Annotated in this window: 25 protein-coding genes and 1 tRNA gene; 8 read left to right on the forward strand and 18 right to left on the reverse strand. The window is 45.4% G+C overall.

Annotated elements, in window-relative coordinates; translation table 11 throughout:
• Positions 1-16: 16 nt before the first annotated feature.
• The 6 genes from ACE1OE_RS16175 to ACE1OE_RS16200 form a co-directional block, all read right to left on the reverse strand.
• Positions 17-448, reverse strand: coding sequence for a DUF2787 family protein (locus tag ACE1OE_RS16175; protein ID WP_449211642.1), 432 nt, complete (start codon positions 446-448; stop codon positions 17-19).
• A 102-nt stretch (positions 449-550) separates the two neighbouring features.
• Positions 551-1,051, reverse strand: a complete 501-nt coding sequence (locus ACE1OE_RS16180) for a hypothetical protein (protein ID WP_449211643.1) — start codon at positions 1,049-1,051, stop codon at positions 551-553.
• A 45-nt stretch (positions 1,052-1,096) separates the two neighbouring features.
• The gene (locus tag ACE1OE_RS16185) at positions 1,097-1,480 is read right to left on the reverse strand and encodes a hypothetical protein (RefSeq protein WP_282110775.1); all 384 of its coding nucleotides are present in this window, start codon (positions 1,478-1,480) and stop codon (positions 1,097-1,099) included.
• 119 nt (positions 1,481-1,599) lie between these two features.
• Complete coding sequence (locus ACE1OE_RS16190; RefSeq protein ID WP_449211644.1) at positions 1,600-2,814, reverse strand: tyrosine-type recombinase/integrase; 1,215 nt, start codon at positions 2,812-2,814, stop codon at positions 1,600-1,602.
• Positions 2,815-2,992: 178 nt separating this feature from the next.
• Positions 2,993-3,898 carry a DUF2971 domain-containing protein gene (locus ACE1OE_RS16195; RefSeq protein WP_449211645.1) on the reverse strand — a complete coding sequence of 302 codons (906 nt, stop codon included), beginning with the start codon at positions 3,896-3,898 and terminating at the stop codon, positions 2,993-2,995.
• A gap of 796 nt (positions 3,899-4,694) precedes the next feature.
• A tRNA-Leu gene (locus ACE1OE_RS16200) sits at positions 4,695-4,779 on the reverse strand.
• A gap of 193 nt (positions 4,780-4,972) precedes the next feature.
• Here ACE1OE_RS16200 and ACE1OE_RS16205 point away from each other — a divergent pair.
• Positions 4,973-5,446, forward strand: coding sequence for an RDD family protein (locus ACE1OE_RS16205; RefSeq protein ID WP_449211646.1), 474 nt, complete (start codon positions 4,973-4,975; stop codon positions 5,444-5,446).
• Positions 5,447-5,531: 85 nt separating this feature from the next.
• On the opposite strand, the gene pgi is transcribed toward ACE1OE_RS16205, so the two are convergent.
• Positions 5,532-7,184 carry a glucose-6-phosphate isomerase gene (gene pgi, locus ACE1OE_RS16210; RefSeq protein WP_372059788.1) on the reverse strand — a complete coding sequence of 551 codons (1,653 nt, stop codon included), beginning with the start codon at positions 7,182-7,184 and terminating at the stop codon, positions 5,532-5,534.
• A 302-nt stretch (positions 7,185-7,486) separates the two neighbouring features.
• Here pgi and ACE1OE_RS16215 point away from each other — a divergent pair, with 302 nt between their 5' ends.
• Positions 7,487-7,909 (forward strand): secondary thiamine-phosphate synthase enzyme YjbQ, encoded by a 423-nt coding sequence (locus ACE1OE_RS16215; RefSeq protein WP_102469747.1) that lies wholly within the window; start codon positions 7,487-7,489, stop codon positions 7,907-7,909.
• 89 nt (positions 7,910-7,998) lie between these two features.
• Here ACE1OE_RS16215 and alr read toward each other — a convergent pair whose 3' ends face one another.
• Together alr and ACE1OE_RS16225 are read right to left on the reverse strand one after the other, a co-directional pair.
• Positions 7,999-9,081 (reverse strand): alanine racemase, encoded by a 1,083-nt coding sequence (alr, locus tag ACE1OE_RS16220; RefSeq protein WP_449211726.1) that lies wholly within the window; start codon positions 9,079-9,081, stop codon positions 7,999-8,001.
• An 18-nt stretch (positions 9,082-9,099) separates the two neighbouring features.
• Positions 9,100-10,494, reverse strand: a complete 1,395-nt coding sequence (locus ACE1OE_RS16225; protein WP_102469745.1) for a replicative DNA helicase — start codon at positions 10,492-10,494, stop codon at positions 9,100-9,102.
• 175 nt (positions 10,495-10,669) lie between these two features.
• On the opposite strand from ACE1OE_RS16225, the gene ACE1OE_RS16230 reads away from it, so the two are divergent.
• Positions 10,670-11,437, forward strand: coding sequence for a DUF481 domain-containing protein (locus ACE1OE_RS16230; protein ID WP_449211647.1), 768 nt, complete (start codon positions 10,670-10,672; stop codon positions 11,435-11,437).
• Between the two features lie 87 nt (positions 11,438-11,524).
• Here the strand turns inward: ACE1OE_RS16230 and rplI are convergent, their stop codons facing one another.
• The 8 genes from rplI to kefG form a co-directional block, all read right to left on the reverse strand.
• Positions 11,525-11,977, reverse strand: coding sequence for a 50S ribosomal protein L9 (gene rplI / locus ACE1OE_RS16235; protein ID WP_102469743.1), 453 nt, complete (start codon positions 11,975-11,977; stop codon positions 11,525-11,527).
• A gap of 33 nt (positions 11,978-12,010) precedes the next feature.
• A complete protein-coding gene (rpsR, locus tag ACE1OE_RS16240) occupies positions 12,011-12,238 on the reverse strand; it encodes a 30S ribosomal protein S18 (protein WP_000090472.1) in 228 nt (75 codons plus the stop codon).
• 179 nt (positions 12,239-12,417) lie between these two features.
• Positions 12,418-12,807, reverse strand: coding sequence for a 30S ribosomal protein S6 (gene rpsF / locus ACE1OE_RS16245; RefSeq protein ID WP_102469742.1), 390 nt, complete (start codon positions 12,805-12,807; stop codon positions 12,418-12,420).
• A gap of 163 nt (positions 12,808-12,970) precedes the next feature.
• Positions 12,971-13,933 carry an isoaspartyl peptidase/L-asparaginase family protein gene (locus tag ACE1OE_RS16250; RefSeq protein ID WP_102469741.1) on the reverse strand — a complete coding sequence of 321 codons (963 nt, stop codon included), beginning with the start codon at positions 13,931-13,933 and terminating at the stop codon, positions 12,971-12,973.
• A 132-nt stretch (positions 13,934-14,065) separates the two neighbouring features.
• On the reverse strand, positions 14,066-14,659 hold the full coding sequence (gene slyD / locus ACE1OE_RS16255; RefSeq protein WP_102469740.1) for a peptidylprolyl isomerase: 594 nt from the start codon (positions 14,657-14,659) through the stop codon (positions 14,066-14,068).
• Positions 14,660-14,759: 100 nt separating this feature from the next.
• Positions 14,760-14,963: a YheV family putative zinc ribbon protein gene (locus ACE1OE_RS16260; protein WP_102469739.1), complete on the reverse strand. Its 204-nt coding sequence runs from the start codon at positions 14,961-14,963 to the stop codon at positions 14,760-14,762.
• An 18-nt stretch (positions 14,964-14,981) separates the two neighbouring features.
• Positions 14,982-16,778, reverse strand: coding sequence for a glutathione-regulated potassium-efflux system protein KefB (gene kefB / locus ACE1OE_RS16265; protein ID WP_102469738.1), 1,797 nt, complete (start codon positions 16,776-16,778; stop codon positions 14,982-14,984).
• On the reverse strand, positions 16,762-17,376 hold the full coding sequence (gene kefG / locus ACE1OE_RS16270; protein ID WP_449211648.1) for a glutathione-regulated potassium-efflux system ancillary protein KefG: 615 nt from the start codon (positions 17,374-17,376) through the stop codon (positions 16,762-16,764). The genes kefB and kefG overlap by 17 nt, the downstream gene beginning before the upstream one ends.
• Positions 17,377-17,521: 145 nt before the next feature.
• Between kefG and ACE1OE_RS16275 the strand changes: the two genes are divergently transcribed.
• Together ACE1OE_RS16275 and ACE1OE_RS16280 are read left to right on the forward strand one after the other, a co-directional pair.
• Positions 17,522-19,444: an ABC transporter ATP-binding protein gene (locus tag ACE1OE_RS16275; protein ID WP_449211649.1), complete on the forward strand. Its 1,923-nt coding sequence runs from the start codon at positions 17,522-17,524 to the stop codon at positions 19,442-19,444.
• The gene (locus tag ACE1OE_RS16280; protein WP_449211650.1) at positions 19,441-19,920 is read left to right on the forward strand and encodes a TIGR02444 family protein; all 480 of its coding nucleotides are present in this window, start codon (positions 19,441-19,443) and stop codon (positions 19,918-19,920) included. The genes ACE1OE_RS16275 and ACE1OE_RS16280 overlap by 4 nt, the downstream gene beginning before the upstream one ends.
• Before the next feature lie 82 nt (positions 19,921-20,002).
• On the opposite strand, the gene ACE1OE_RS16285 is transcribed toward ACE1OE_RS16280, so the two are convergent.
• Entirely contained in the window at positions 20,003-20,599 is a 597-nt protein-coding gene (locus tag ACE1OE_RS16285; RefSeq protein WP_372059782.1) for a LysE family translocator, read from the reverse strand.
• Positions 20,600-20,730: 131 nt separating this feature from the next.
• Between ACE1OE_RS16285 and ACE1OE_RS16290 the strand changes: the two genes are divergently transcribed.
• The 3 genes from ACE1OE_RS16290 to ACE1OE_RS16300 are packed head-to-tail and all read left to right on the forward strand — an operon-like array spanning position 20,731 to position 23,371.
• Entirely contained in the window at positions 20,731-22,119 is a 1,389-nt protein-coding gene (locus ACE1OE_RS16290; RefSeq protein WP_449211651.1) for an aminotransferase-like domain-containing protein, read from the forward strand.
• Positions 22,116-23,102 carry a hydrolase gene (locus ACE1OE_RS16295; RefSeq protein ID WP_372059779.1) on the forward strand — a complete coding sequence of 329 codons (987 nt, stop codon included), beginning with the start codon at positions 22,116-22,118 and terminating at the stop codon, positions 23,100-23,102. Before ACE1OE_RS16290 ends, ACE1OE_RS16295 begins: the two co-directional genes overlap by 4 nt.
• A 56-nt stretch (positions 23,103-23,158) precedes the next feature.
• Positions 23,159-23,371 (forward strand): YheU family protein, encoded by a 213-nt coding sequence (locus ACE1OE_RS16300; RefSeq protein ID WP_102469731.1) that lies wholly within the window; start codon positions 23,159-23,161, stop codon positions 23,369-23,371.
• Positions 23,372-23,512 lie beyond the last annotated feature (141 nt).

Raw genomic sequence — 23,512 nt, forward strand, 5'->3', positions numbered from 1 at the left:
GTTTGCTACTGATGAACTAATCCACGGTGACTTTTATCTCATCAAAACAGTCCATTCCGATGTAACTTAGAAAGTTGGATTCCCACATCGAATAGAACTCCATTACCTCACTACTTGTTATTGGTAATTCCGGAACATAGGAAAAACTCGCTGTCCCACATCCGAAGTTGAAATCCACCTCTTTAACCAGTTCGGGGTAGGGACCACCGCAATACGCAAAGTCAGTGATGTAATCAAATACCCACTGGTCATAGAGTCGAACAAGCCTGATTTCGACAGGATGAAAACCGCCGTCCTCAGAGCTGTAGCTTTTATCTCGGAAGTTAATCACGACCGATTGGATCATGGGTGTCCATTTGCCTGATTCGCTGATCACTCGGTTTAAAGTATCTTGAAGATCGACACTTACTGGCAGCAGTAAGCGCTCAACGTCAAAAGTTAAGTTCATAATAAATTATCTTCTAGTTTGTTAGGGATGCACTCTTGTTAAATGCTCGGTATGAAAAGCCAGAGTTGGCTTAGTGGGTAAGGATTGATGTGAGTTTCGAGGTTATTCAGCTTTGGGTTCAGAGTCCACGAGAGACAGCAGCTCATCACGACGTTGCTCGTAGTCAGGCGCAAGAACGTGGAGAAACACCGATTTCTCTGACGGCAGGATAAGTAATAACCCACGCAGTGCCGCCGCCATAAATCCAGCATTATTAGCAGACCCACCTTTGAACACAGATTTAAGCACAGTGCTTTTAAACGGCTTGTCGTCTTGCTCATTTAACACAGCGACAATATCTTCAAAGACTACCCACTCTTTACTATGAAGACCGCCACCTTCATTGCCCGAAAGCCTAAGGAATAGAGTATTTAGATCATCATGTACCGAAAGCTCATAGAACACATGATTCTGATTTTTCGGTGATAATTTTTTCGCTTTACCATCGAGCACAATATTAGCGAAATGGTCTACAGGTACATCTTTAACGACCGTAGCAAGTTCATTAACCTCTACCACTTCAGGTTGAACGACGACTTCTTTTTGATTGGTTTTACGTGCCATGGGACACCTCCATACTATTAGTGACTATTAAGATTAAATGCGAGATTAAGCTTCAGCTTGTTCAGCAAGATTGACGACAGGGAACGTTGGACTGTTCATGGGAGCGCAGCAATACACCCCACTACCAGCCGTAGTGACAATAGCTACAGCAAGTAGCCAAGGACAGTCATCATCATTTAGTAATAAAACCCATTCAGGGTAGTTAGTGACAAAGCGTAGAAAGCTTTGATCGCCTTCCGGTTCTTTACTCAAGGTTTCATCGGTATCGTCGGCTTCAATCAAATACAAAGTAGTGCCAACCTCATCCCAGAACGCTTTCGTACTTTCTTCATCACCGAATGGCTCTATCAAATGTTCTAGCAGCTTTTCTTTCACTGCATCAGGCATTGGCAGTGATTTAATGTCTTCAAACTTGTTTACGTTTTTCATAATTAATTTCTCTCTAATAATGAAAAAGCCCCTGTTTAGCTCATCGCTAAACAGGGGCTTTTTCTAATGTAATATCGAACCTAAATACTTAAATTCACCGCAGTCATTCCCATCGAACTTCAGGCCGTTACCATCTCAGATAGCCTAGACCCAATTTCTCGTTGCCTTCCCACCGTTAATTTCGCATAGCGCCTAGAACTAGATAAGTCTTTATGATTTAGCTGTTTGGCTATGTCATGTAAAGGCACGCCTTGAGACGCCAATAGTGACCCGACAGTATGCCTAGCACTGTGTAGAGTTATGTTCGCTTTATCTCCTGGAATGTCAGGCAGCCCCATTTTGAGCTTTATCGACTTCAAAGCGTGTCTAGCAGGGCTAATTGGTTTGCCCTTGTGACGTCCAGCAAAGAGATAAGGATTATTCGACACCTTAGGCAACGACTCCAAAATCTGAATCATGTAATCACTCAGGTAAATAATGTGGCTACTACCATTTTTCGTATGCGGGATAGTCAGTGTTTGATCTTCCCAATTCACCTCATCCCATAAACGAAACCTCAATTCTTTGTCACGAAGCCCAGTCAAGAATAACAAAGCTAAGAACGCGCCCGTTTGTCTATCTGGATAGTCGAGCGCATGACCAATAAATTCCTTGAGCTGTGATTCACTCAGGTATCCGGTTCGCACATTATCCTCTTTCAACAAGCTAACCTTATTGGCAATAAACGGCGCATCAATCAACTTGTAAGCTTGCTTGTTAATCGTCTTGAGCAAAGCCAATACTCGATTGATAGTAGCAACCGCATAAGGGGTTCCCTTATGACTAACCCCATTCTGCAACTCCATCTGTACTTTGATGATATGAGCAGCGGTTAATTCATTAATCGGTACATGATGTATCGACTTAGCTAACCTAAACCGCGCCACTTCATCTTTCCAACTACGCTTTTGCTTAGCCAGTGGTAAATAGACTTCATCAAAGAAGCGCTCTAATGTCATTGTCTTCTCGACAGCTTGATTATCACGTTCAAGTTTAGGGTCAACACCTTCAAGAATCTGCTGACGGTATTCCTTAGCAATTTTACGCAGGGTAATGATGCAGGTTTCAGGGTGCTTACCTAAACCTATCGATGCTTTCTTGCCAGTAACAGGACTTGTATATCGAAGCAGGAACCGTTTACCGCCAGACTTACCGACTAAGCAGCGAACACCAGTAGGAAAGCCGGAGTCTTTCATAGCGGATAGATTGACTTCGTAATCGGTGGATTTTGCAGTTGTGGGATTGGGTTTAAGGTTGTTGAGGAAAGTGGTGGTGAGTCGTTGTGATTTGCTCATTCAAACCTCCATTGACGTTGTATTCAAAACGTTAATATCTGTTTGAAAAGTTGTTTGTTACGATTGATAGCTTAAAGACAGATGCTCCAAGGTAGTAGTACATACACCACTACTACCATAACCAAAACTTAAAGTTGATTTATCAATTGTCGAAGCACTGGCATTTACCCAATCCGTATTATTTTTTACCAATGGCATTGAAGCCACGAATATATTTATCAAGACCGCCAGCCCGATGAATCATCCTTAAAGGGTTTCGGATCATTGCATCTTCTTTGTGAACATCATCAATTGCACACCATGCACATAAATCTTGAAGAGGCTCTTCTATAGGCTCCTTGCAATTATCACAATAGGATGTTGCATCTACAATATTCTTACCATCAAACACGTAACTCTGCCCTGATGAATCTCTTAAATATGGTTGCTTATAACTCTGACCAATAAAGAGCCCATAGTGTTCACAACCAATATCGCATGCCAGCTCAATGCTCGCCTTAAAAGCATCTTCACAAACTCTAGCTCCTGCAATAATAGCTGTAACGCATTCAATAGGGACATACATCAACATGTTTTCATCAAGTTTATCCAGATCATCGGTATTGATAACTAACCGCCTTTCCTCCTCATAACTCCAGCAAACATGCTTACTAAAGTAAGCAATATGGTCTGCCGCCTGATTCAACCACATAGCATGCCTCGGCTTCCCTACATAGTAAGCTCTATCTAATTGACTACGTACCTCAGGAGATGTTTCACCAGTGTAACTGACATCTTTTACGTATGAATCATTTACATAATCCATCAATAACTCCTCATCAAACTCCAAAACAAATCCAGTCAAATTAGAAGCATAATGAGCCCACATAGGAGTAACGATAGGTGACTTAGAAAAGCAGGTAGTAGGTCGCTGCGGGATCTCTTGTACTATATCTCTATAGAACGCTAAAAGTTCCGGTTCAGTTTGTGAGGGATCAATTGACAGAAACAATTCAAACGGATCATTGTAATCTTTTGGCAGAGAGAACTTTATACTAACATCCTCTTCACTATTAAAAGCCAAAGGTAGAACATCAGGGTCCAAGTATTTATATATTTTCCTTCCCATAAAATAGAATTAACTCCAGAGTCAAAGTATACAAATGCAAATTAGAGCATATTAAATACCCGCACACCGTGACGCCTCTCAATAGTACCTGAAATGCCTATCTCCCCCCACACACTGATCTCACCGACTTACCACCAGAAACACCCAGACAATCTCTCAGTGAGCTTACAACAGCAAAGTTAACCCATCGAACGTGAGTAATAACGATACTGAATCATCACGTTAAAATCGCTTCTGGTGGCTGTGGTGGAATTAGTTGGTAGGTTTCTAGAGGGAATATCGGGGATAAAGTTCACTGAAGTAATTGAGTAAACAATGTCATGGTCGTTTCGTGGTGTATTAGTGTGATTGATTACTAATGTCTATCCCCAACGCACTTACGACACACAACCCTACAAGCCCTATGATAAAAGGCTTAACGACAACCTCATCAAAACGATCTTTTTCTCAAAAAAAAAACCACATTAAAAATTCATAGCACCGTAAAGTCACCATGGTCGTACCATGGTTCTTCAAGCTCACAAACCTTGGTGATACTGACTTGCGAAGTTACAGGATTTAACATTTGTTGGATTTACTAGGATTCCCTTGAGCACAGAATCGACATGTGATGAACCATAGATGCACCATGGAGGAGAATTCAAGGCTGATAAAGAGAGTCTATTGAAAGGGTATTAGGGCTGATAACAGGAAAGGAAAACTGAGCTAAGTTTTTGATTGTGCTAGAAACAAAAAAGAGTCTCAGCAGGACTGAGACTCTTCTTATGTAATATGGTACCGGTAGGCGGACTTGAACCGCCACGCCCGAAGGCAACGGATTTTGAATCCGTCGTGTATACCAATTTCACCATACCGGCATCTCTAGGCTATCGCCCTTTGATGTTTGGCATTATACGTAAGCTTGCTTGCCGTGCAAGAACAAAACGCTGATTATTCATTTGTTTGCTGTTTTTTTGGTCACAACGTGATGAATTTCAGCTACCGAGGGTTTCACAAGCCCTTTAGAATCGTTATTCTGTGGGCAGATTTGATGATTAATAAGTAGATAAAATGAAAACACAATCCCTTCCTCCTGCAGGTCTCTTTCGTCGGCTTGGCGCGTTGTTCTATGACAGTTTAGTCGTGTTGGCCTTAGTCATGATGGCAGGCGGTCTTATTGTCGCCATATTAGAAGCACTCGTTGCTGCTGGGCTGCTATCTTATGGCTCTTACACCGATGTAAGCGACCTATTGACTCGTCATCCTGTCTGGAGTCCGATTTATACCGCTTATCTCGCGCTTGTCTGGATCTATTTCTTTGTTTATTTCTGGACGAAAGCAGGGCAAACATTAGGAATGAGAGCGTGGAAGTTGCAGGTTCAAAACTTACAAGGGGGTCGTATTACAGTGACTCAAGCACTCATTAGATTAGGGACCTCAGCATTTGGGCTGGCTAATCTTGCCGTTCCTCTTGATACGAAAAAACGCGGTTTTCAGGATATATGGGCCAAGACCCAAGTCGTCGTGTTACCCAAGGCTCAGTAGATCATAAGTAACCAGTAGCCATATCGAATACGCACAAAAAAGGCTTACCTAACGGTAAGCCTTTTTCTTTAACGAATGCTAATGACTATGCCTTAAAAGCTTTAAACGCATTAATCAGACCGTTCGTTGAGCTATCGTGTGAATGAACATCGCTGTTGTCAGCAAGCTCAGGTAGGATTTGGTTCGCCAGTTGCTTACCTAATTCTACACCCCACTGATCGAAGCTGAAGATGTTCCAGATAACACCTTGAGTAAAGATTTTATGCTCGTACATGGCAATCAGGTTACCCAGAGTGCGCGGAGTAATTTGTTTCACAAGGATAGAGTTAGTTGGGCGGTTACCCTCAAAGACTTTAAATGGAACCAAGTCTTTGACCTCTTCAGCGGTTTTACCCGCCGCAATGAATTCCGCTTCAACGGTTTCCTTAGACTTACCGAACGCCAACGCTTCTGTTTGAGCGAAGAAGTTAGACATCAACTTCTGGTGATGATCGCTTACTTTGTTGTGCGTAATCGCAGGTGCGATGAAATCACAAGGAATAAGCTTAGTCCCTTGGTGAATCAATTGATAGAACGCATGCTGGCCATTGGTACCAGGTTCACCCCAGATAATAGGACCGGTTTGGTAATCGACTGCATCGCCATTACGGTCAGTAAATTTACCGTTCGATTCCATGTTACCTTGTTGGAAGTACGCAGCAAAACGGTGCATATATTGATCGTAAGGAAGAATCGCCTCAGACTCAGCGCCGTGGAAGTTGTTGTACCAAATACCGATAAGTGCCAGCAATACTGGAATGTTGCTTTCTAGCTCAGTTTCAGCAAAGTGATTATCCATCTCGTGAGCGCCTGCTAGAAGCTCAACAAAGTTGTCATATCCAACCGCTAGAATGATGGATAGGCCAATCGCAGACCATAGTGAGTAGCGACCGCCGACCCAATCCCAGAATTCAAACATGTTATCAGTATCGATACCAAACTCTGATACTGATTTTGCGTTGGTAGAAAGTGCAGCAAAGTGTTTTGCAACATGCGCCTCATCAGAAGCCGTTGCCAAGAACCAGTCACGAGCGGAATGCGCGTTAGTCATGGTTTCTTGTGTCGTAAACGTTTTAGACGCCACCAAGAAAAGCGTGGTTTCTGGATCTACTTTCTTCAACGTTTCAGCGATATGCGTACCATCGACGTTAGACACAAAGTGCATGTTGAGATGGTTTGTGTATGGCGATAATGCTTCTGTCACCATGTATGGACCAAGATCTGAACCACCGATACCGATATTCACGATATCCGTGATCGCTTTACCTGTGTAGCCTTTCCAGTCGCCAGAGATAATACGCTCAGAGAAGCCTTTCATCTTCTCAAGTACTGCATTAACTGCAGGCATTACATCTTGACCATTAACGATAATTGGCGTATTGCTGCGATTACGTAGCGCAACATGAAGCACAGAGCGGCCTTCAGTCTGGTTAATGGTATCACCGGCAAACATCGCTTTGATGGCAGTGTTCAATTCAGTGTCTTTAGCTAAAGCAAACAGGTGCTTCATCGTTTCTTCGTTGATTAGGTTCTTAGAGTAATCAACAAGGATATCGGCACCAAAGTTTGTAGAAAACTTATTGAAGCGATCAGCATCATTGTCAAATAATGCTTTTAAATCCATGTCCTGTGCAGATTCAAAATGTGCGGTCAGTGCTTTCCAAGCTTCAGTTTGCGTTGGATTGATATTCTTCAACATAGTCTCGTTCCCAATATGACAGATGGATGTATCCAGTTTCCCCCCAAGGAAAAAGGAATTCCAGTTTAGCGAATAATAAAACGTGTAATTCTAAATACCGCTGAGCAAAACTGCACCGCTCAACGTTAAAAATCTTCTGTGCCGTTTCAAAGCAACGCTTTGATTTAGTAATAAACTTTCAGGCCGTATTATGTACTAGAGCGCTTGCGCGCTCCTTGAGTTAGGTCACGTAACGGTTCACAATATAAACAACTTCAGTATACACCTGACCTATCAATTCTCAATAATACACAGGACAGCCTATGTGGCAACAACAGACCTTACGTCTCAAAGCAAAATCTCGAGGCTTCCATCTCATTACTGATGAAATTAAACAACAGCTACCCCAAATACAGGACTACTCCGTAGGTTTGCTACATCTGTTCATTCAGCATACCTCAGCAAGTTTAAGCTTAAATGAAAATGCTGATCCAACTGTTCGAACCGACATGGAAAGCCATTTCAATCGTTTTGTCCCAGAGAACGCACCGTATTATCAACACACCGATGAAGGTAGCGACGATATGCCAGCACATATCAAAAGTGCATTGCTTGGCAGCAGTATCTCTATCCCAATTAGTGATGGGCGTTTAGCTTTAGGAACATGGCAAGGTATTTACTTAGGCGAGCACCGAAACTGTGGTGGTAATAGGCGAATCATCGCGACCTTACAAGGCCAGATTTAATATTGAATCAGAAATAATCCCTGCAAAGGCAGGGATTAAAAAAACAGATAGCATACTGATTGAACGGTTTTTCAACCAGTTGGCTTACATTACTTAGCGGTGATATAACTCATTTCAACGCGAGATGTGAGCTTAGTAACTAGTTCGTACGCGATAGTACCGATGTGTTTGGCTACTTCTTCGGAAGGTAAGACTTCTCCCCATAGCGTTGCCTCATCACCGACGAGGTCGGAGGCATCAGGCCCTAAATCGACCGTTAACATATCCATGGAGACACGCCCAGCAATAGGAACCTTGCGACCGTTGACCCAAACAGGTGTGCCATTGGGCGCCATTCTAGGATAGCCATCACCGTATCCTATCGCGATCACACCCACCTTGGTGTCTCGCTGACTGGTCCAGTTAGCGCCATAACCGACACTTTCACCTTGCTTAACATCACGAACCGCAATCAAATGCGACTTGAGTGTCATCACAGGCTTAAAGCCAAGCTCTTGGGCTGTTTTATCACCAAACGGGGATACACCATACATAATAATACCCGGCCGAACCCAATCAAGTTGGCTATCTTTCCAGGCCAGTAAACCGGCTGATGCGGCCATCGAGCGTTCGCCGTTGCAACCCTCTGTTAATGAAAGAAAGACATCCATTTGATGTTGAGTAATCGGTTGTTCAAGCTCATCGGCGCAGCCAAAGTGGCTCATATAACGAAGCGGCTTTGCCACGCTATCACACGCATGCAGTCGGGCCACAAAATTACTGTATTGCTCTTCTCGCACACCAAGTCGATGCATACCGCTGTCGACTTTTAGCCAAACCATCACGGGTGTTTCTAGCTCGGCCTGCTCTAAAGCTTCAAGCTGTTCATCACAGTGAACGACGGTTTGAATGTTGTTCGTCACCAGCACTGGCAGATCACTAGGCGAATAAAATCCTTCTAACAATAAGATAGGTTTCACTACCCCACTTGCTCGCAGTTGCAACGCTTCTTCAATTCGGGCGACACCAAAGGCGTCTGCGCCTTTCGCGTGTTTCGCAACTTGCTTCAAGCCATGACCATAACCATTCGCTTTAACGACAGACATCACTTTGCTGCTTGGCGCTTGCTGTTTGATGCGCTCTAAGTTATGTACCAGCGCTGATAAATCAATGTGCGCTGTTGCCGCTTTCATATAACTCATAGTGTCGCTCTACTCTTCATCAAACGCAGGACCTGCGTAGTTATCAAAGCGAGAATATTGCCCTTGGAACGTCAAGCGAATAGAACCAATCGGTCCATTACGCTGTTTACCAAGAATAATTTCTGCAATCCCTTTTAGCGCACTATCTGGGTGGTACACCTCATCACGATAGATGAACATGATCAGATCGGCATCTTGCTCTATCGAGCCTGATTCACGCAAGTCGGAGTTCACCGGGCGTTTATCTGCTCGCTGCTCCAAGGAACGGTTCAGCTGAGAGAGTGCGACAACCGGGACATTCAATTCTTTAGCTAGTGCTTTAAGAGAGCGAGAGATTTCTGCAATCTCTAGGGTACGGTTCTCAGACAATGAAGGCACACGCATTAATTGAAGGTAATCGATCATGATAAGACTTAAGCCGCCATTCTCACGCGCAATGCGTCTCGCTCGCGAGCGAACTTCTGTTGGCGTCAGGCCTGAGCTATCATCGATAAACATGTTTTTCTTTTCCATGAGGATTCCCATGGATGTTGAGATCTTGGCCCAATCTTCATCATCAAGCTGTCCGGTACGGATCTTGGTCTGATCAACGCGAGAGAGCGAGGCCAACATACGCATCATGATTTGTTCGGCGGGCATCTCTAGGGAGAAAATAAGCACGGGCTTATCTTGCGACATCGCCGCATTTTCACACAAGTTCATCGCGAATGTTGTTTTACCCATCGATGGACGTGCAGCAACAATAATGAGATCAGAGCCTTGTAGGCCTGCAGTTTTTTTATTGAGATCGTCGTAACCTGTATTCACCCCAGTGACACCATCTTGCGGGGTTTTGTACAAGATCTCGATACGCTCTAATGTCTTCTCGAGAATGTTATCGACGTTTTGCGGGCCTTCGTTCTCGTTTGTTCTATCTTCAGCAATCGCAAAGACTTTACTTTCTGCTAAGTCGAGTAAGTCTTCTGAGCTACGCCCTTGCGGGTCATAACCTGCATCAGCAATCTCATTTGCCACGCCAATAAGATTTCGAACGAGCGCACGCTCTGCCACGATATCGGCATACGCATTGATGTTCGCTGCACTCGGCGTATTTTTAGCCAAATCAGCAAGGTAAGCAAAACCGCCAACATCTTCAAGTTGCTCACGCACCTCTAAGAATTCAGAAAGCGTAATCAAGTCTAGTGGTTGCGTTTCTTCTAACAGCGCCTTGATACCATCAAAAATCAAGCGGTGAGGTCGGCTATAAAAATCTTTGCTCACCACACGCTCAGACACCGTGTCCCAGCGTTCGTTATCTAATAACAAACCACCCAGCACTGATTGCTCTGCTTCCAATGAATGAGGAGGAAGCTTAAGCGCCTCCACCTGAGCATCTTTACCATTCTGATTTCGGATATCCGCCATGACTTTACTCAACAACACACTAAGACCGGTCATTATACGCGAAATAAGAAATGGCTAAAGTAAAGAAACCGCTACCAAGGGCGAGAATATCGAATCAATATTTGACCTGTCGCTGACGATGCCTGAATATACGACACTTATAATCCCAGCCCATTTTCATAGTCGTGAGGTTTCTGTGTCGAAGAATTTGCTAATTAGCTTAGTATTGCTTGCTTCGCCAGTAATCTATGCTGAAGAATTCGAACCACCGAGCGATACGGAAGAGGCACCTCCTTCACCACTGAAGTCTGAGGTCGAGTTCGGCTATCAATCACACTCTGGCAATACCAATTCGCAATCCTTGAATGCTCGCGTCGCCGCGGAATATACCGAAGGCCGCCATCGTACGAGCGGCGAATGGAAATATTATCAACTCTACAAGGATGGGGATGAAGACAAGAATCAGCAAAACTATATGCTGCAGTCGGATTATAAACTCAATCAACGTACCTACTTGTATGGTAACTACAATGGTTTTACGTCTCTATATAGCTCTTATTATGAAGACCATACGGTGTCAGGCGGTTTGGGTTACCAGTTAACCAATACGGAAAAACTGCTATTAGAAGCGGAAGTAGGTCCCGGTTATCGTTACCAAGAGCCAAACCTTGAAGAGATTGGTGATAAGGATATTGTCTTTCCAAATGTGGTTCGCGAGCCCATTATTCGTGCCAATATGAATCTCTTCTGGAAACCGCTAAAGAACCTTTCGGTGGGCAGTAAGCTTACGATTACAGCGGGTAAAAGTAATACTCGTTTTGATACTGAATTGAATGTCACCAATGATATCACTGAAACCATCGCCTTAAAGGTCGCTTATAACAGCCAATACCATGATCAGGTACCTGGAGACTTAAGTAAGCGAGATTCAATAATGACGATTAACCTCTTATTTAGCTTTTAATCCGTATCTCAATCCGCTTTTTATTTATTTCAGACATAAAAAAACACCAGCCGAGGCTGGTGTTTTTATTGGTATCTTTTACTGAAATTACTCAGCAGCAACAACTTGAAGTTTCAATGTTGCGAAAACTTCAGAGTGAAGTTGTACGCTAACTTCGAATTCACCAGTGTTACGTAGTGCGCCTTCAGGAAGACGAACTTCGCTTTTAGCGATAGCAACGCCAGCAGCTGTAGCAGCGTCAGCGATGTCACGAGTACCGATAGAACCGAATAGTTTGCCTTCGTCACCAGCTTTAGAAGCGATAACAACAGCTTCTAGAGCGTTAACTGTTTCAGCGCGAGCTTCAGCAGCAGTTAGTTGCTCAGCAACTTTAGCTTCTAGTTCAGCACGACGAGCTTCAAACATCTCAACGTTGTTCTTAGTTGCCATTACAGCCTTACCTTGTGGGATAAGGAAGTTACGAGCGTAACCAGATTTAACGTTAACTGTATCGCCAAGACCACCTAGGTTACCGATTTTATCAAGTAGAATAACTTGCATTGTTTAATCCTCTATCTAAATAAACGGTGCCGATTACTGATGCTTATCAGTGTACGGCAGTAGAGCTAGGTAGCGTGAACGCTTGATAGCGCGAGCTAGTTGACGCTGATATTTAGCACTTGTACCAGTGATACGGCTAGGTACAATTTTACCAGCTTCAGTGATGTAGTTTTTAAGAGTTGCTACGTCTTTGTAGTCAATCTCTTGTACGCCTTCTGCAGTAAAACGGCAGAATTTACGACGACGGAAGAAACGAGCCATGGGCTATCTCCTGATCTTAAATTAAGTCTATTGTCGGTAAGTTACATAACGGTCCAACTTTTCAGATGGTGGTAAGAACACGTTCTTACCATTGCTATGTCACTACCTTGTACCAAATGTTGAGTCTCTTTGATGACCAACCTAAGCCTTAAAGACTGAGGTAACGGTCAAGCAATGAATTACTCAGCAGCTGCTTCTGGCTTAGCTTCGCTGCGCTCTTCACGACGAGGAGCACGCTCTGCACGTTCTTCTTTCTGCTTAAGCATGATAGAAGGCTCAGTAACAGCAGCTTTAGTACGCATAACCATGTTACGTAGAACTGCATCGTTAAAACGGAAAGCAGTTTCTAGTTCATCAACAGTTTCTTGAGGCGCTTCAACGTTCATAAGAACATAGTGCGCTTTGTGAAGCTTGTTGATTGGGTAAGCCAGTTGACGACGACCCCAATCTTCTAGACGGTGTACAGTACCGCCAGCTTCAGTGATAGAACCAGTGTAACGCTCGATCATGCCAGCAACTTGCTCGCTTTGATCAGGGTGCACCATGAATACGATTTCGTAATGACGCATAGGTTGCTCCTTACGGATTATTAGCTTCCACGAGTGGCTCGGTCGTCCAGAGGAAGCAAGGAACTAATAAATAAGACCGAGAATTAAGGACCGCGAATGTTATAGAAAGAACGGAAAATAAGCAAGGGATTTTGCACACCATTCACGCATTTGAAGCTTGCCTTTATTCATCAGCATAAATCTTTACGCTTAGCTGGCCAGCAACATCGATTGATGCCCGATACATGCCCGAGCTATTCATCGCAAAATGAATCTCCCCTTTGCTGTCAATTGCAATCAAACCGCCTTCGCCACCCATGGCTTTAAGCTCTCCCTGAATCACCGACTCACACGCGCTATGTACATCCTGCTTTAGGTAGCGCATTCTCGCTGCAACATCACTCGCGACCGTTTTTCGAATGAAATACTCCCCCATCCCTGTCGTGGACACCGCGACATTCCCATTCTCAGCAAACGTGCCCGCGCCAATGATTGCGGTATCGCCTACACGGCCATATTTTTTATTTGTCACGCCGCCAGTACTCGTTGCAGCCGCGAGGTTACCCTGTTTATCAAGCGCCACCGCGCCAACCGTGCCGTATTTCTTATCATCCGGATACTTGGGTTGAGCGTCAGGAAATGACGATTCTGATAACGCAAACAAGCCTTTTTCTTTCATCGATTGAAGCTGTTCATAGCGGCGGTCGGTATAGAAATAGTCTTGTTCGGTGTATTCAAACTGGCGTTCAAAGGCAAAGGTTTCGGCGCCGCTACCAATAAGCATGACGTGCTCACTGTTTTGCATAACCTCGCGGGCAAGCATGATCGGGTTCTTGATATGTTGTATACCTGCCACCGCTCCTGCATCCATCTCACGCCCATGCATCACTGAGGCATCCATCTCGACCATTTCGGTGTGTGTCAGCACCGAACCTTTACCTGCATTAAAATGGGGAGAGTCTTCTAATACCTTCACAGCCTCAACAACCGCGTCAAGTGCATCACCACCTTGCGCTAGAAGACGCTCGCCCGCCTTGACCGACTGCGACAGTGTCTCAAGAATATCTTGTTTTAATTGAGGCGACATTTGCTCTGGCAAGATGGTGCCCGCTCCGCCATGAATCGCGATAGAAAAAGACATCGTCATCCTTTGATTCCTCTAAGCTCTGTCCAAATAAAAACCATAAAAACACAAAGGCCTCCCATTTGGGAGGCCTTTGTGTCATTGATATTAAAAAGTGCACTCACAAGAAGTGATACTTTCTAAAAATTCGATGAATTAGTGAGAGCCACAACCGCCGCCACCGCAGCAGCCTTCTTTCTTCTCAGCTTTCTCACCATGGTCGTGATCGCCACCACCACAACAACCACCTTCATGATCATGGTCGTGATCGTGACCACAGCCACCTTCTTGATGAATATGACCGTGCTCAGCTTCTTCCGCTGTTGCTTCACGCATTGCTACAACTTCAACATCAAACGTGAGTGTCTGACCTGCAAGCATATGGTTTCCGTCAACCACGACTTCGTCGCCATCAACTTCCGTGATTTCAACTGGGATAGGACCCTGGTCTGTGTCCGCTAAAAAGCGCATACCGACTTCAATCACGTCAACACCTTGGAATACATCTGCTGGAACGCGCTGTACTAGTGCATCATTGTACTCGCCGTACGCTTCTTCAGACGCAACAACAGAAGTGAATTTGCTACCGACTTCCTTGCCTTCTAGCTCTTTTTCCAAACCTACGATCAGGTTGTTGTGACCGTGAAGGTAATCAAGCGGGGCTTCAACTGTTGATTGATCAACAACAACACCGTCTTCAGTTTTTACTTGGTATGCGACGCTAACGACTACGTTCTTAGCAATTTTCATGTGAACTCCAAAGGATTGGCACTTGAGGCGATGCCTCACAAAATAATCACCGCTTGTGCGGCTTATGTGCACATTATGGGGACGAAATTTAGAAACTCAATCACTCAGGCTTAAAAATGCCAATTAATGCCTCTTCGCCTCGTTCACTTTTTTCGACCGATTGTGGGGTGCGCTGCTCTAAAAATTCACACTCAACACACTCAACCCACTCAACATTATTTTCTATCCACCAGCGCAGGCTGTCTTGAGTGGAACATTTAGGGCAACTTGCGCCCGCGATAAATCTTTTTTTAATACGCGTCATTTTGCTTCCTAACTGGGGTTAATCCCAAAAATTTCTTGATTGGCGATCATTTTCCATTTCTCTGCCAAAAATTTCTTCTAATTCTTTACGTGCTTCTTTCGAACGCTGCGCCAATTGAGCGTCTTCATTATGTTGAGGCAACAGCTCTTTCAGCATCGCGTTATCTAGCTTTTTAAAATGTGCTTCGGCGCGCTTGGCCTCGTACGGATGAAAACCCAGTTCGATCAAGGTTTGTCGCCCCAGATCTAGCGCACCCAAGAAGGTTTCTCGTGAGTACTTACTCACACCATGATTCATAAGCTGATACGCCTCAACACGGCTTCGAGCACGAGCCAATACCTTGAGTTTTGGGAAGTGCGTATGACAAATATCCACCACGTTCATGATCTCTTCTGGTGAATCCGTACAGACCACAATGGCCTCTGCTTTATCCGCTCCTGCGGCGCGCAATAAATCGAGTTGCGTCGCATCGCCGTAAAACACTTTATAACCATATTTTCGGAGTAAATGTATCTGGCTCGCATCACTCTCAAGCACCGTAATTCTCACCTTATTGGCGTACATCAAACGGCCAACAATTTGCCCAAAACGACCAAATCCAGCGATGATAACTTTGGGCTCTCGATCATGAACATCGCTTTCCAGCGAGGCTTCCTCGGTATTGTTGAGTGACATTTCGAACCATTTTTTCTGCCCCATCAAAAGCAATGGTGTCGTCACCATCGACAAACTGACAACCACTAGCAGAAAAGCCGACTCTTCAATCGATAGCAACCCTTGCGCACTGGCCGCCGTGAAAATGACAAACGCAAACTCCCCGCCTTGACTCAAGATTGCCGCCATTTTACTTCGTGCTTTGGGTCTAATACCAAACAGTCGCGCCAAAACGTACAGCAATAAGCCTTTGATAACGACAAGTGCAGCGACCGCCATCAATACTTTTAGTGGCTCCGAAACCAATAATCCCAGATTGACCGCCATGCCAACGGCGATGAAAAACAGCCCAAGCAGCAGCCCTTTGAATGGCTCAATCGCTACCTCTAACTCATGACGATATTCACTCTCCGCCAACAACACACCAGCCAGAAACGTACCCAACGCCATCGACAACCCAAGCTTTTGCATGAACACGGCAATCCCCACCACCAGCAACAACGCCGTGACAGTAAATAGCTCTCGAACCCCGCTCATAAGGACGTAGCGAAATAACGGACGAATCAAGAAGTGACCGCCAACGAGTAAACCCACGATACCAGCAAACATCCAAGCAATATCGGCCCAATTCCCTGATGTGTTGCCCGCTAACAGCGGTAACAACGCCAGCATTGGAATCACCGCGATATCTTGAAACAACAACACCGCAAAACCAGATTGCCCCGTTTCCCCCCCTTCTAGCCCTTGTTCTTCAATCACCTTCAGAGCAATCGCCGTCGACGATAACGCCAACCCCATACCGATCGCTAAACTGGTTTGCCAACTAAGACCAAATAAAGATGCAATCCCCGATAGCACCATGGTGGTCACCACCACCTGTGCCCCTCCGAGCCCCAAAATAGGAACACGCATTTGCCATAGCTTCTTGGGGTTTAGCTCTAAGCCAATCAAAAACAGCAGCAATACCACGCCAAACTCTGCAAAATGCAGGATTTCATCGACATCGCTGATAAGGCCAAGCCCCCAGGGGCCAATCGCAACACCAGCCAGTAAATAACCGAGTACCGACCCTAAACCGAGTCTTTGAGCAATCGGGACGGCAACAACAGCGGCAGAAAGAAAGATGACACTGTTTTGCAATAGATCACTGGTCATCGCCATTGCCACTCTCCTGCTTCAGGTTGCTGGGAAGGATGCATTCATCATCCAATGGATGCATCAGCCATTGCCGATAATGCTCGGCATGCTGATAGCGTTCAATATCATCAACACGTCGTGACCAATACAAAACAAGGGGCTCCACCCAATGCATCTTGCACAAGGCGGCAGAAAGTTCGAAAGGTTGCAGTATCTGCTCAAGCGGGTATTTGTTGTAGCCAGTTTGGCTGAACGCTTCTTCTTTGCCGCCAGCAGTAATAACGCTGCGCCAATACTTACCTTCTAACGCACAGTCATCGCCAAAAGCAAAGCCTTTGCCTAATACCCGATCGATCCATTCTTTTAGTAACGAAGGACATGAATACATATATAACGGATGCTGAAAGACAATCACATCGTGTTCCAATAGCAATTGATGCTCAGCATTTACATCAATGAAAAAGTCAGGATAAAGCGCATAGATATCACGCAACGTGACATTATCGAGCGACTGAATTTTCTTGAGCATTACCTGATTGGCAACCGAGTTTTGTGGCTCTGGATGGGCATAGATAACCAGAACTTTAGGAGAGGGAACTGAGCTTAATAATGCAGACGTCATGCCTTGAAATCGTTCCTTGTAGTACCTAGCAATAAGATAATTGTTATAACTTTGATCCATCATAACGTAAAACGGATAATGATCGACATTTATCCACTTTGCCCCTACTATTCCAAAGTTCAAACTCACCGTTAGTTATAGCCTTATGATCACCTTTTCCGACATTCAATTGCTTCGAGGTGGAAAGCCTCTACTCGATCAAGCCTCTGCCACTATTCACCCTGGAGACAAAGTTGGTCTCGTGGGAAAAAATGGCTGCGGCAAATCTACATTATTTGCGTTACTTAAAGATGAACTGTCTATTGATGCGGGTACCTTTCATCAACCATCACATTGGGAACTCGCCTGGGTCGCCCAAGAAACCCCTGCGCTTGATCGCAGCGCAATTGAATATGTCATCGATGGTGATCGCGAGTTTCGAGGGTTAGAGCACGATCTTCTCAAGGCCGAGCAAGCAGACAACGGTAACCTTGTAGCAGAGCTGCATGGCAAAATAGAAGTGATTAACGGCTACAGCATTCGAGCCAGAGCGGCTGAATTACTTGACGGTTTAGGGTTTACCCAAGAACAGATGAGCTGGAGTTTGACCCAATTCTCCGGGGGCTGGCGTATGCGTCTTAACCTTGCCCAAGCCCTGTTGTGTCGCTCAGACCTATTATTACTCGATGAACCAACCAACCACTTGGATCTTGATGCTGTCATGTGGTTAGAGCGCTGGTTACAAAACTATCCGGGGACATTGATCCTGATCTCTCACGATCGCGATTTCCTTGATCCGATCGTCAGCCGAATTGTTCATGTCGAGAACCAAGCCCTCAACGAATACACCGGCAACTACTCCTCTTTTGAAGAACAACGCGCGCAGAAATTGATCTTACAGCAAGCGATGTTTGAGAAACAAAAGAAACAGATGTCGCATATGCAAAGCTATATTGACCGCTTCCGCTACAAGGCCTCAAAAGCCCGCCAAGCGCAAAGCCGTATCAAAGCACTGGAGCGTATGGAGAAAGTGCTACCGGCTCAACTTGATAATCCGTTTAGCTTCGAATTCAGAGAGCCTGCCGCTTTGCCTAATCCAATCATGATGATGGATGACGTCTCAGCAGGCTACGACAACAATCTGATCCTAGAAAAAATTCGTCTCAACCTCGTTCCAGGCAGTCGCATTGGTTTACTGGGACGAAACGGTGCCGGTAAATCCACTCTCATCAAGTTACTCTCAGGTGAGCTAGCAGCAAAGGGCGGAGACTTCACTTACTCGCAGGGCGTAAAGATTGGCTACTTTGCACAGCATCAGCTTGAAACGCTCCATCCCGAAGAAACGCCACTGCAGCACATGATGCAGATTGCCCCGAATCAGACTGAGCAACAGATCCGTGATTACTTGGGCAGTTTTGGATTTCAGGGTGAAAAAGCACTGGATAAAGTGGCGCCGTTCTCAGGTGGTGAAAAGGCACGCTTGGTATTGGCGTTAGTGGTATGGCAAAAGCCAAACCTATTGCTACTCGATGAACCAACCAACCACCTTGATTTAGACATGCGTCAGGCCCTCACGTTTGCATTGCAAACCTTTGAAGGGGCGATGGTCATTGTCAGTCACGACCGCTACCTACTGCGTGCAACCACTGACGACCTTTATCTTGTTCATGACCGCCAGGTTGCCCCTTTTGATGGCGATCTAACGGACTACTACAAATGGCTAACAGAACAGCAAAAGCTTGAGCGTAAAGAAGCGCAAGCCAGCGAGCCGAGCAAAACGTCGACAAACAGTGCGGCCGCAAAAAAAGAGCAAAAACGCAAAGAGGCTGAATTCAGAAAGCTGACAGCGCCAATACGCAAAACCATTGATAAACTCGAAAAGCAAATGGATAAGCTAAATACACTCCTCAGTGAAGCAGAAACACAATTATCTGATACCTCACTGTATGAAGCGGAAAACAAAGCTAAACTGACTAAAGTCCTTGCCCAACAATCAACGAGTAAATCGACACTCGAAGACGTAGAGATGGAGTGGATGGGGCTACATGAAGAGCTAGAAAACATGGAACAGGAAATCAATGAATCATGAGTAATGAGCACGCGCCACTGACCCTCGAACACCTATGGCAATTCAGCCTGCAATACTATGGTGTGCGAGAAGTTAAAGAGGCGTGTCTTGCGATTCAGAACCACTATCATGGCAACGTAAACCTGCTGCTCGCGCTCAAATGGTTAGACGAGCAGCACTGTCATTTCTCTGCTGAAGATTGGCATTTAATACAGGGTTGCTTGGGACGCACTGAGCAGCTTCTCCACCATTTTCGCCACCTCAGGCGGCAGCTCAAAAACAACATCAACGACAGCCTGTACCGCGAGGCCTTAGAGTTTGAACTTAGCCTAGAAAAGCAGCAGCAATCTGATCTGGTCGACTGCATCAATGCACGCCACATCACCACCAATACAGGGGCGCTGCTCGTCACTAAATACTGCCAGCAACTTGGTGCGGATCACCTTGGTGGTGTATTTGCCAAACCTTTCGCGACCTTCTTCCCCTCTCGCCAGTAATCGCCCCCTGGATAAGTCATACTCGTTTTAATGCTCGTACATTAGCGACTTATTCCTCACTCGGACAAGCAAGCAAACGACATTACCAAATAAACAAGACACACGACGCTGTGAGCATAGCCATGCTCGAATTAAAGCGCTTCCAAGCTATCGGTGTCGATAAGTAGCGGCGAATTATCGTGCCAAAGCCGATCCAAACAGAAGACGTTTGGACTTGAATCAATAAGAAGATCAAACAGATCGCCCCAAGTGAGAACCAATAACTCTCACCGGAAAGCGCAAATGAACTCACTGCAGTGATCGACATCAACCATGCTTTAGGATTTAAATACTGAAATAAGACCGCTTGAAAGCATGTCATCGGTTTTGCTTGATCATCTTGCGACGAAGTGCTGATCCCAGCCGATAGTATCCGCCACGCTAAGTACAGTAAATAACCGCTACCCAGCCATTTGAGTAACGTCTGAACCACAGGGTAATTGGTAAAGATCACCCCTAACCCTGCGCCATTAATCAGAATCAAACTGATCAAGCCAAGCCCGATACCCAGACAATGTGGCAACGTTTTAACATAGCCAAAATTGGCACCCGACGCCGTTAACATCACATTGTTAGGCCCTGGCGTACCTGTCATGACAATCGCAAACAAAGCGACTGACATTATAAACGACCATTCCATGCTGCTTCCTTAATCCAATAGCTTAAATTGTATCGATACAATTTGCCATTTTATGGTTGCATAAATGATAAATTGCCGACAAAATAACCATAACAATGGATTAAACTTGACGCAAAAGGTTTATTGTCACCATGACAATCTCAAGCATTCGTGTAACTAAACAAGATCCGATGCCGATCTATAAACAGATTGCCGATCAGATCAGCGATCAAATCAACAATGGCACACTCTCGAGCAATGAAAAGCTGCCCACCCATCGCTGGCTAGCCGATCAGCTCTCCGTCACCGTGGGTACCATTACTCGCGCTTACGCAGAGGTTGAGCGTCGGGGGCTTGTCGAAGCACGAGTTGGAGCGGGAACGTATGTCACCGACAATGAGAAGCCGAGCTGGTTATTTGAAGAGCTCCCAGAACACTCAAACGAGTGCAACTTTAGCTACAACATTCCACCGCGGCTCGATCGCAGCGACATGCTCAAGCAGGCCATGCAGCGTATAGGACAATCTTCGCAACACCTCAATCAACTGATGCTTTACCAACCGCCAACTGGTTTGGATGCTCATCGCTCTATCGTGGCAAACTGGTTGAAAGAGCAAGGCATCCTTCTCGATGTCAACAAGCTGCTGTTTAGCTCGGGGGCTCAACACGCCATTCAGATGGTCCTTGATACCTTTACTCGTCCGGGTGATACGGTGTTGGTGGAGCAGTACACCTACCCCGGTGTCATCTCACTTGCAAGGCAAAATCAGCTCACATTAAAAGGGGTTGAAATGGACGATGAAGGGATCACACCGGAGTCGCTCGAGGTATGCTGCAAGCGCTATTCTCCGCGCTTTTTATACCTCACACCCACACTGCAAAATCCAACCACTGCTATCATGTCACCCGCAAGGCGCCAGGCTATCATCGCACTATGCCAAGCCAACAATGTCTATATCATTGAGGATGACATTAACGGCTTGTTGCTCAACTCGCCCCCAGCACCACTCGTAAACTCGGCACCAGAAACCGTCATTTATATTGGCGCCTTTTCAAAATGCTTAGCACCTGGGTTACGTGTCGGCTATCTCAGTGCGCCAGAAAAATTGTACCCACAACTTGTTCTGTCTCTACAAAACCACAGCTGGATGATCAGCCCTTTGCTGATTGCACTCACCTGTGAAATGTTGCTATCTGGCGATGCAGAGCGCAATATCACCGCCATTCATAATGAAATGAGTCAGCGACTGGCCATCACCAAGCGCGTTCTCGGTGCTTTTAACATGCGCTACCAAAGCGGTGGTTTTCATGTGTGGTTAACCCTACCTGAGCAGTGGCGACTCAGTGAATTTGTTCAAAAATCGGCAGAGTTAGGTGTCATTGTTAAGTCTGGAGAGTTGTTTGCCCCTCCGGGCGGAACGGTCATTCCTGCGGTTCGGCTTTCATTAAGCTCCCCCCAAACGATCGAACAGCTAGAGAGCGGCGTAGAAAAGCTCAATACACTATTATTATCAAACCCAATCAGTGAATTCACATTATGAACACACCGACACTACAACCTTTTATCGCCGCCAAGGGACTCGGTAACCCGCATATTCAAACCTTGATACCTCGATTCATCCGTCGTCGTTCCTTGTTTGACCCCGTGTGGGAAACGCTTGAGACCCCCGATGATGACTTTGTTGAACTGGCATGGAGTGAAGATCCCCACAGTGATAAGGCAAAGCATAAGCCGGTCTTTGTCCTCTTTCATGGACTAGAAGGCTGCTTTAATAGCCCGTATGCCAATGGGTTGATGCACGCCTTCGCAAAACAAGGCTGGCTCGCGGTTATGATGCACTTTAGAGGATGTGGTCCCAATCTAAACCGTCTGGCTCGGGCCTATCATTCTGGTGAAATCGGGGATGCAAGACACTTCATTGAGCTTTTGGATCATCGCTACCCAAATGCCAAAAAGGTAGCCGTAGGCATATCCCTTGGGGGCAATATGTTGACTAACTATCTCGCCCATTATAAGACAGATACCAAGCTCGATAGTGCGACGATTGTTTCTGCCCCCTTAGACCTCGCAGCGTGCTCTAGCCGTATTGAACAAGGTTTTTCCAAACTATATCGACGCTACCTACTCTCTTCGATGAAGAAAAATGCATTATTAAAAACTCACCTACTCAGCGAGGCATTAGGGTTAACCGCCGCTCGAATAAAAGAAATGAAAAGGCTTTATGAATTTGATGATTTAATTACCGCGCCACTTCACGGCTTTAAGGACGCTGATGACTATTACCAACGATGTTCTGCACTACCACGCTTGAACGATATCGTCATCCCTACGCAGTTTATCCACGCTAAAGACGACCCATTTATGAATCATGAGGTGATTCCTGATTATGAGCTGACCCCTCATCTAAGCTATCGTTTACTCGAACAAGGTGGGCACGTCGGCTTTTTATCTGGAAGCTGGCGCAAACCCGTTTTCTGGCTTGAAGAAGTATTGCCAAGTTATTATCGACACCTTGCTGAATAACTCCTGTCGGGCTCATCTCTGATATACTCTCACCATCATAGAAGAGAGAGGTATTTATGATTATCCCATGGCAGCAGATCGCATCGGAAACACTCGATAATTTGATTCAAGAATTTGTATTGCGTGAAGGCACCGATTACGGTGAAAGCGAATACACTCTAGCCGATAAACTTGCACATGTACGAAGCCAACTAGAATCGGGAGAAGCCGTCATTGTCTTTTCTGAATTACACGAAACGGTCGACATCAAGATGCGTAACTCGTTGTAAATATCTCGCCTTTGGCTATGAGGTGCTATAGTAAGCCTCTGCTTATCAGTAAATAGTTGATGGTAGCTATACGTTTACCGTTAACTACATATTTACCGTTAACGATACGTTTGCCGTCAATTATAGATTGAATCGCTCATG

The organism is Vibrio sp. E150_011, assembly GCF_053544015.1.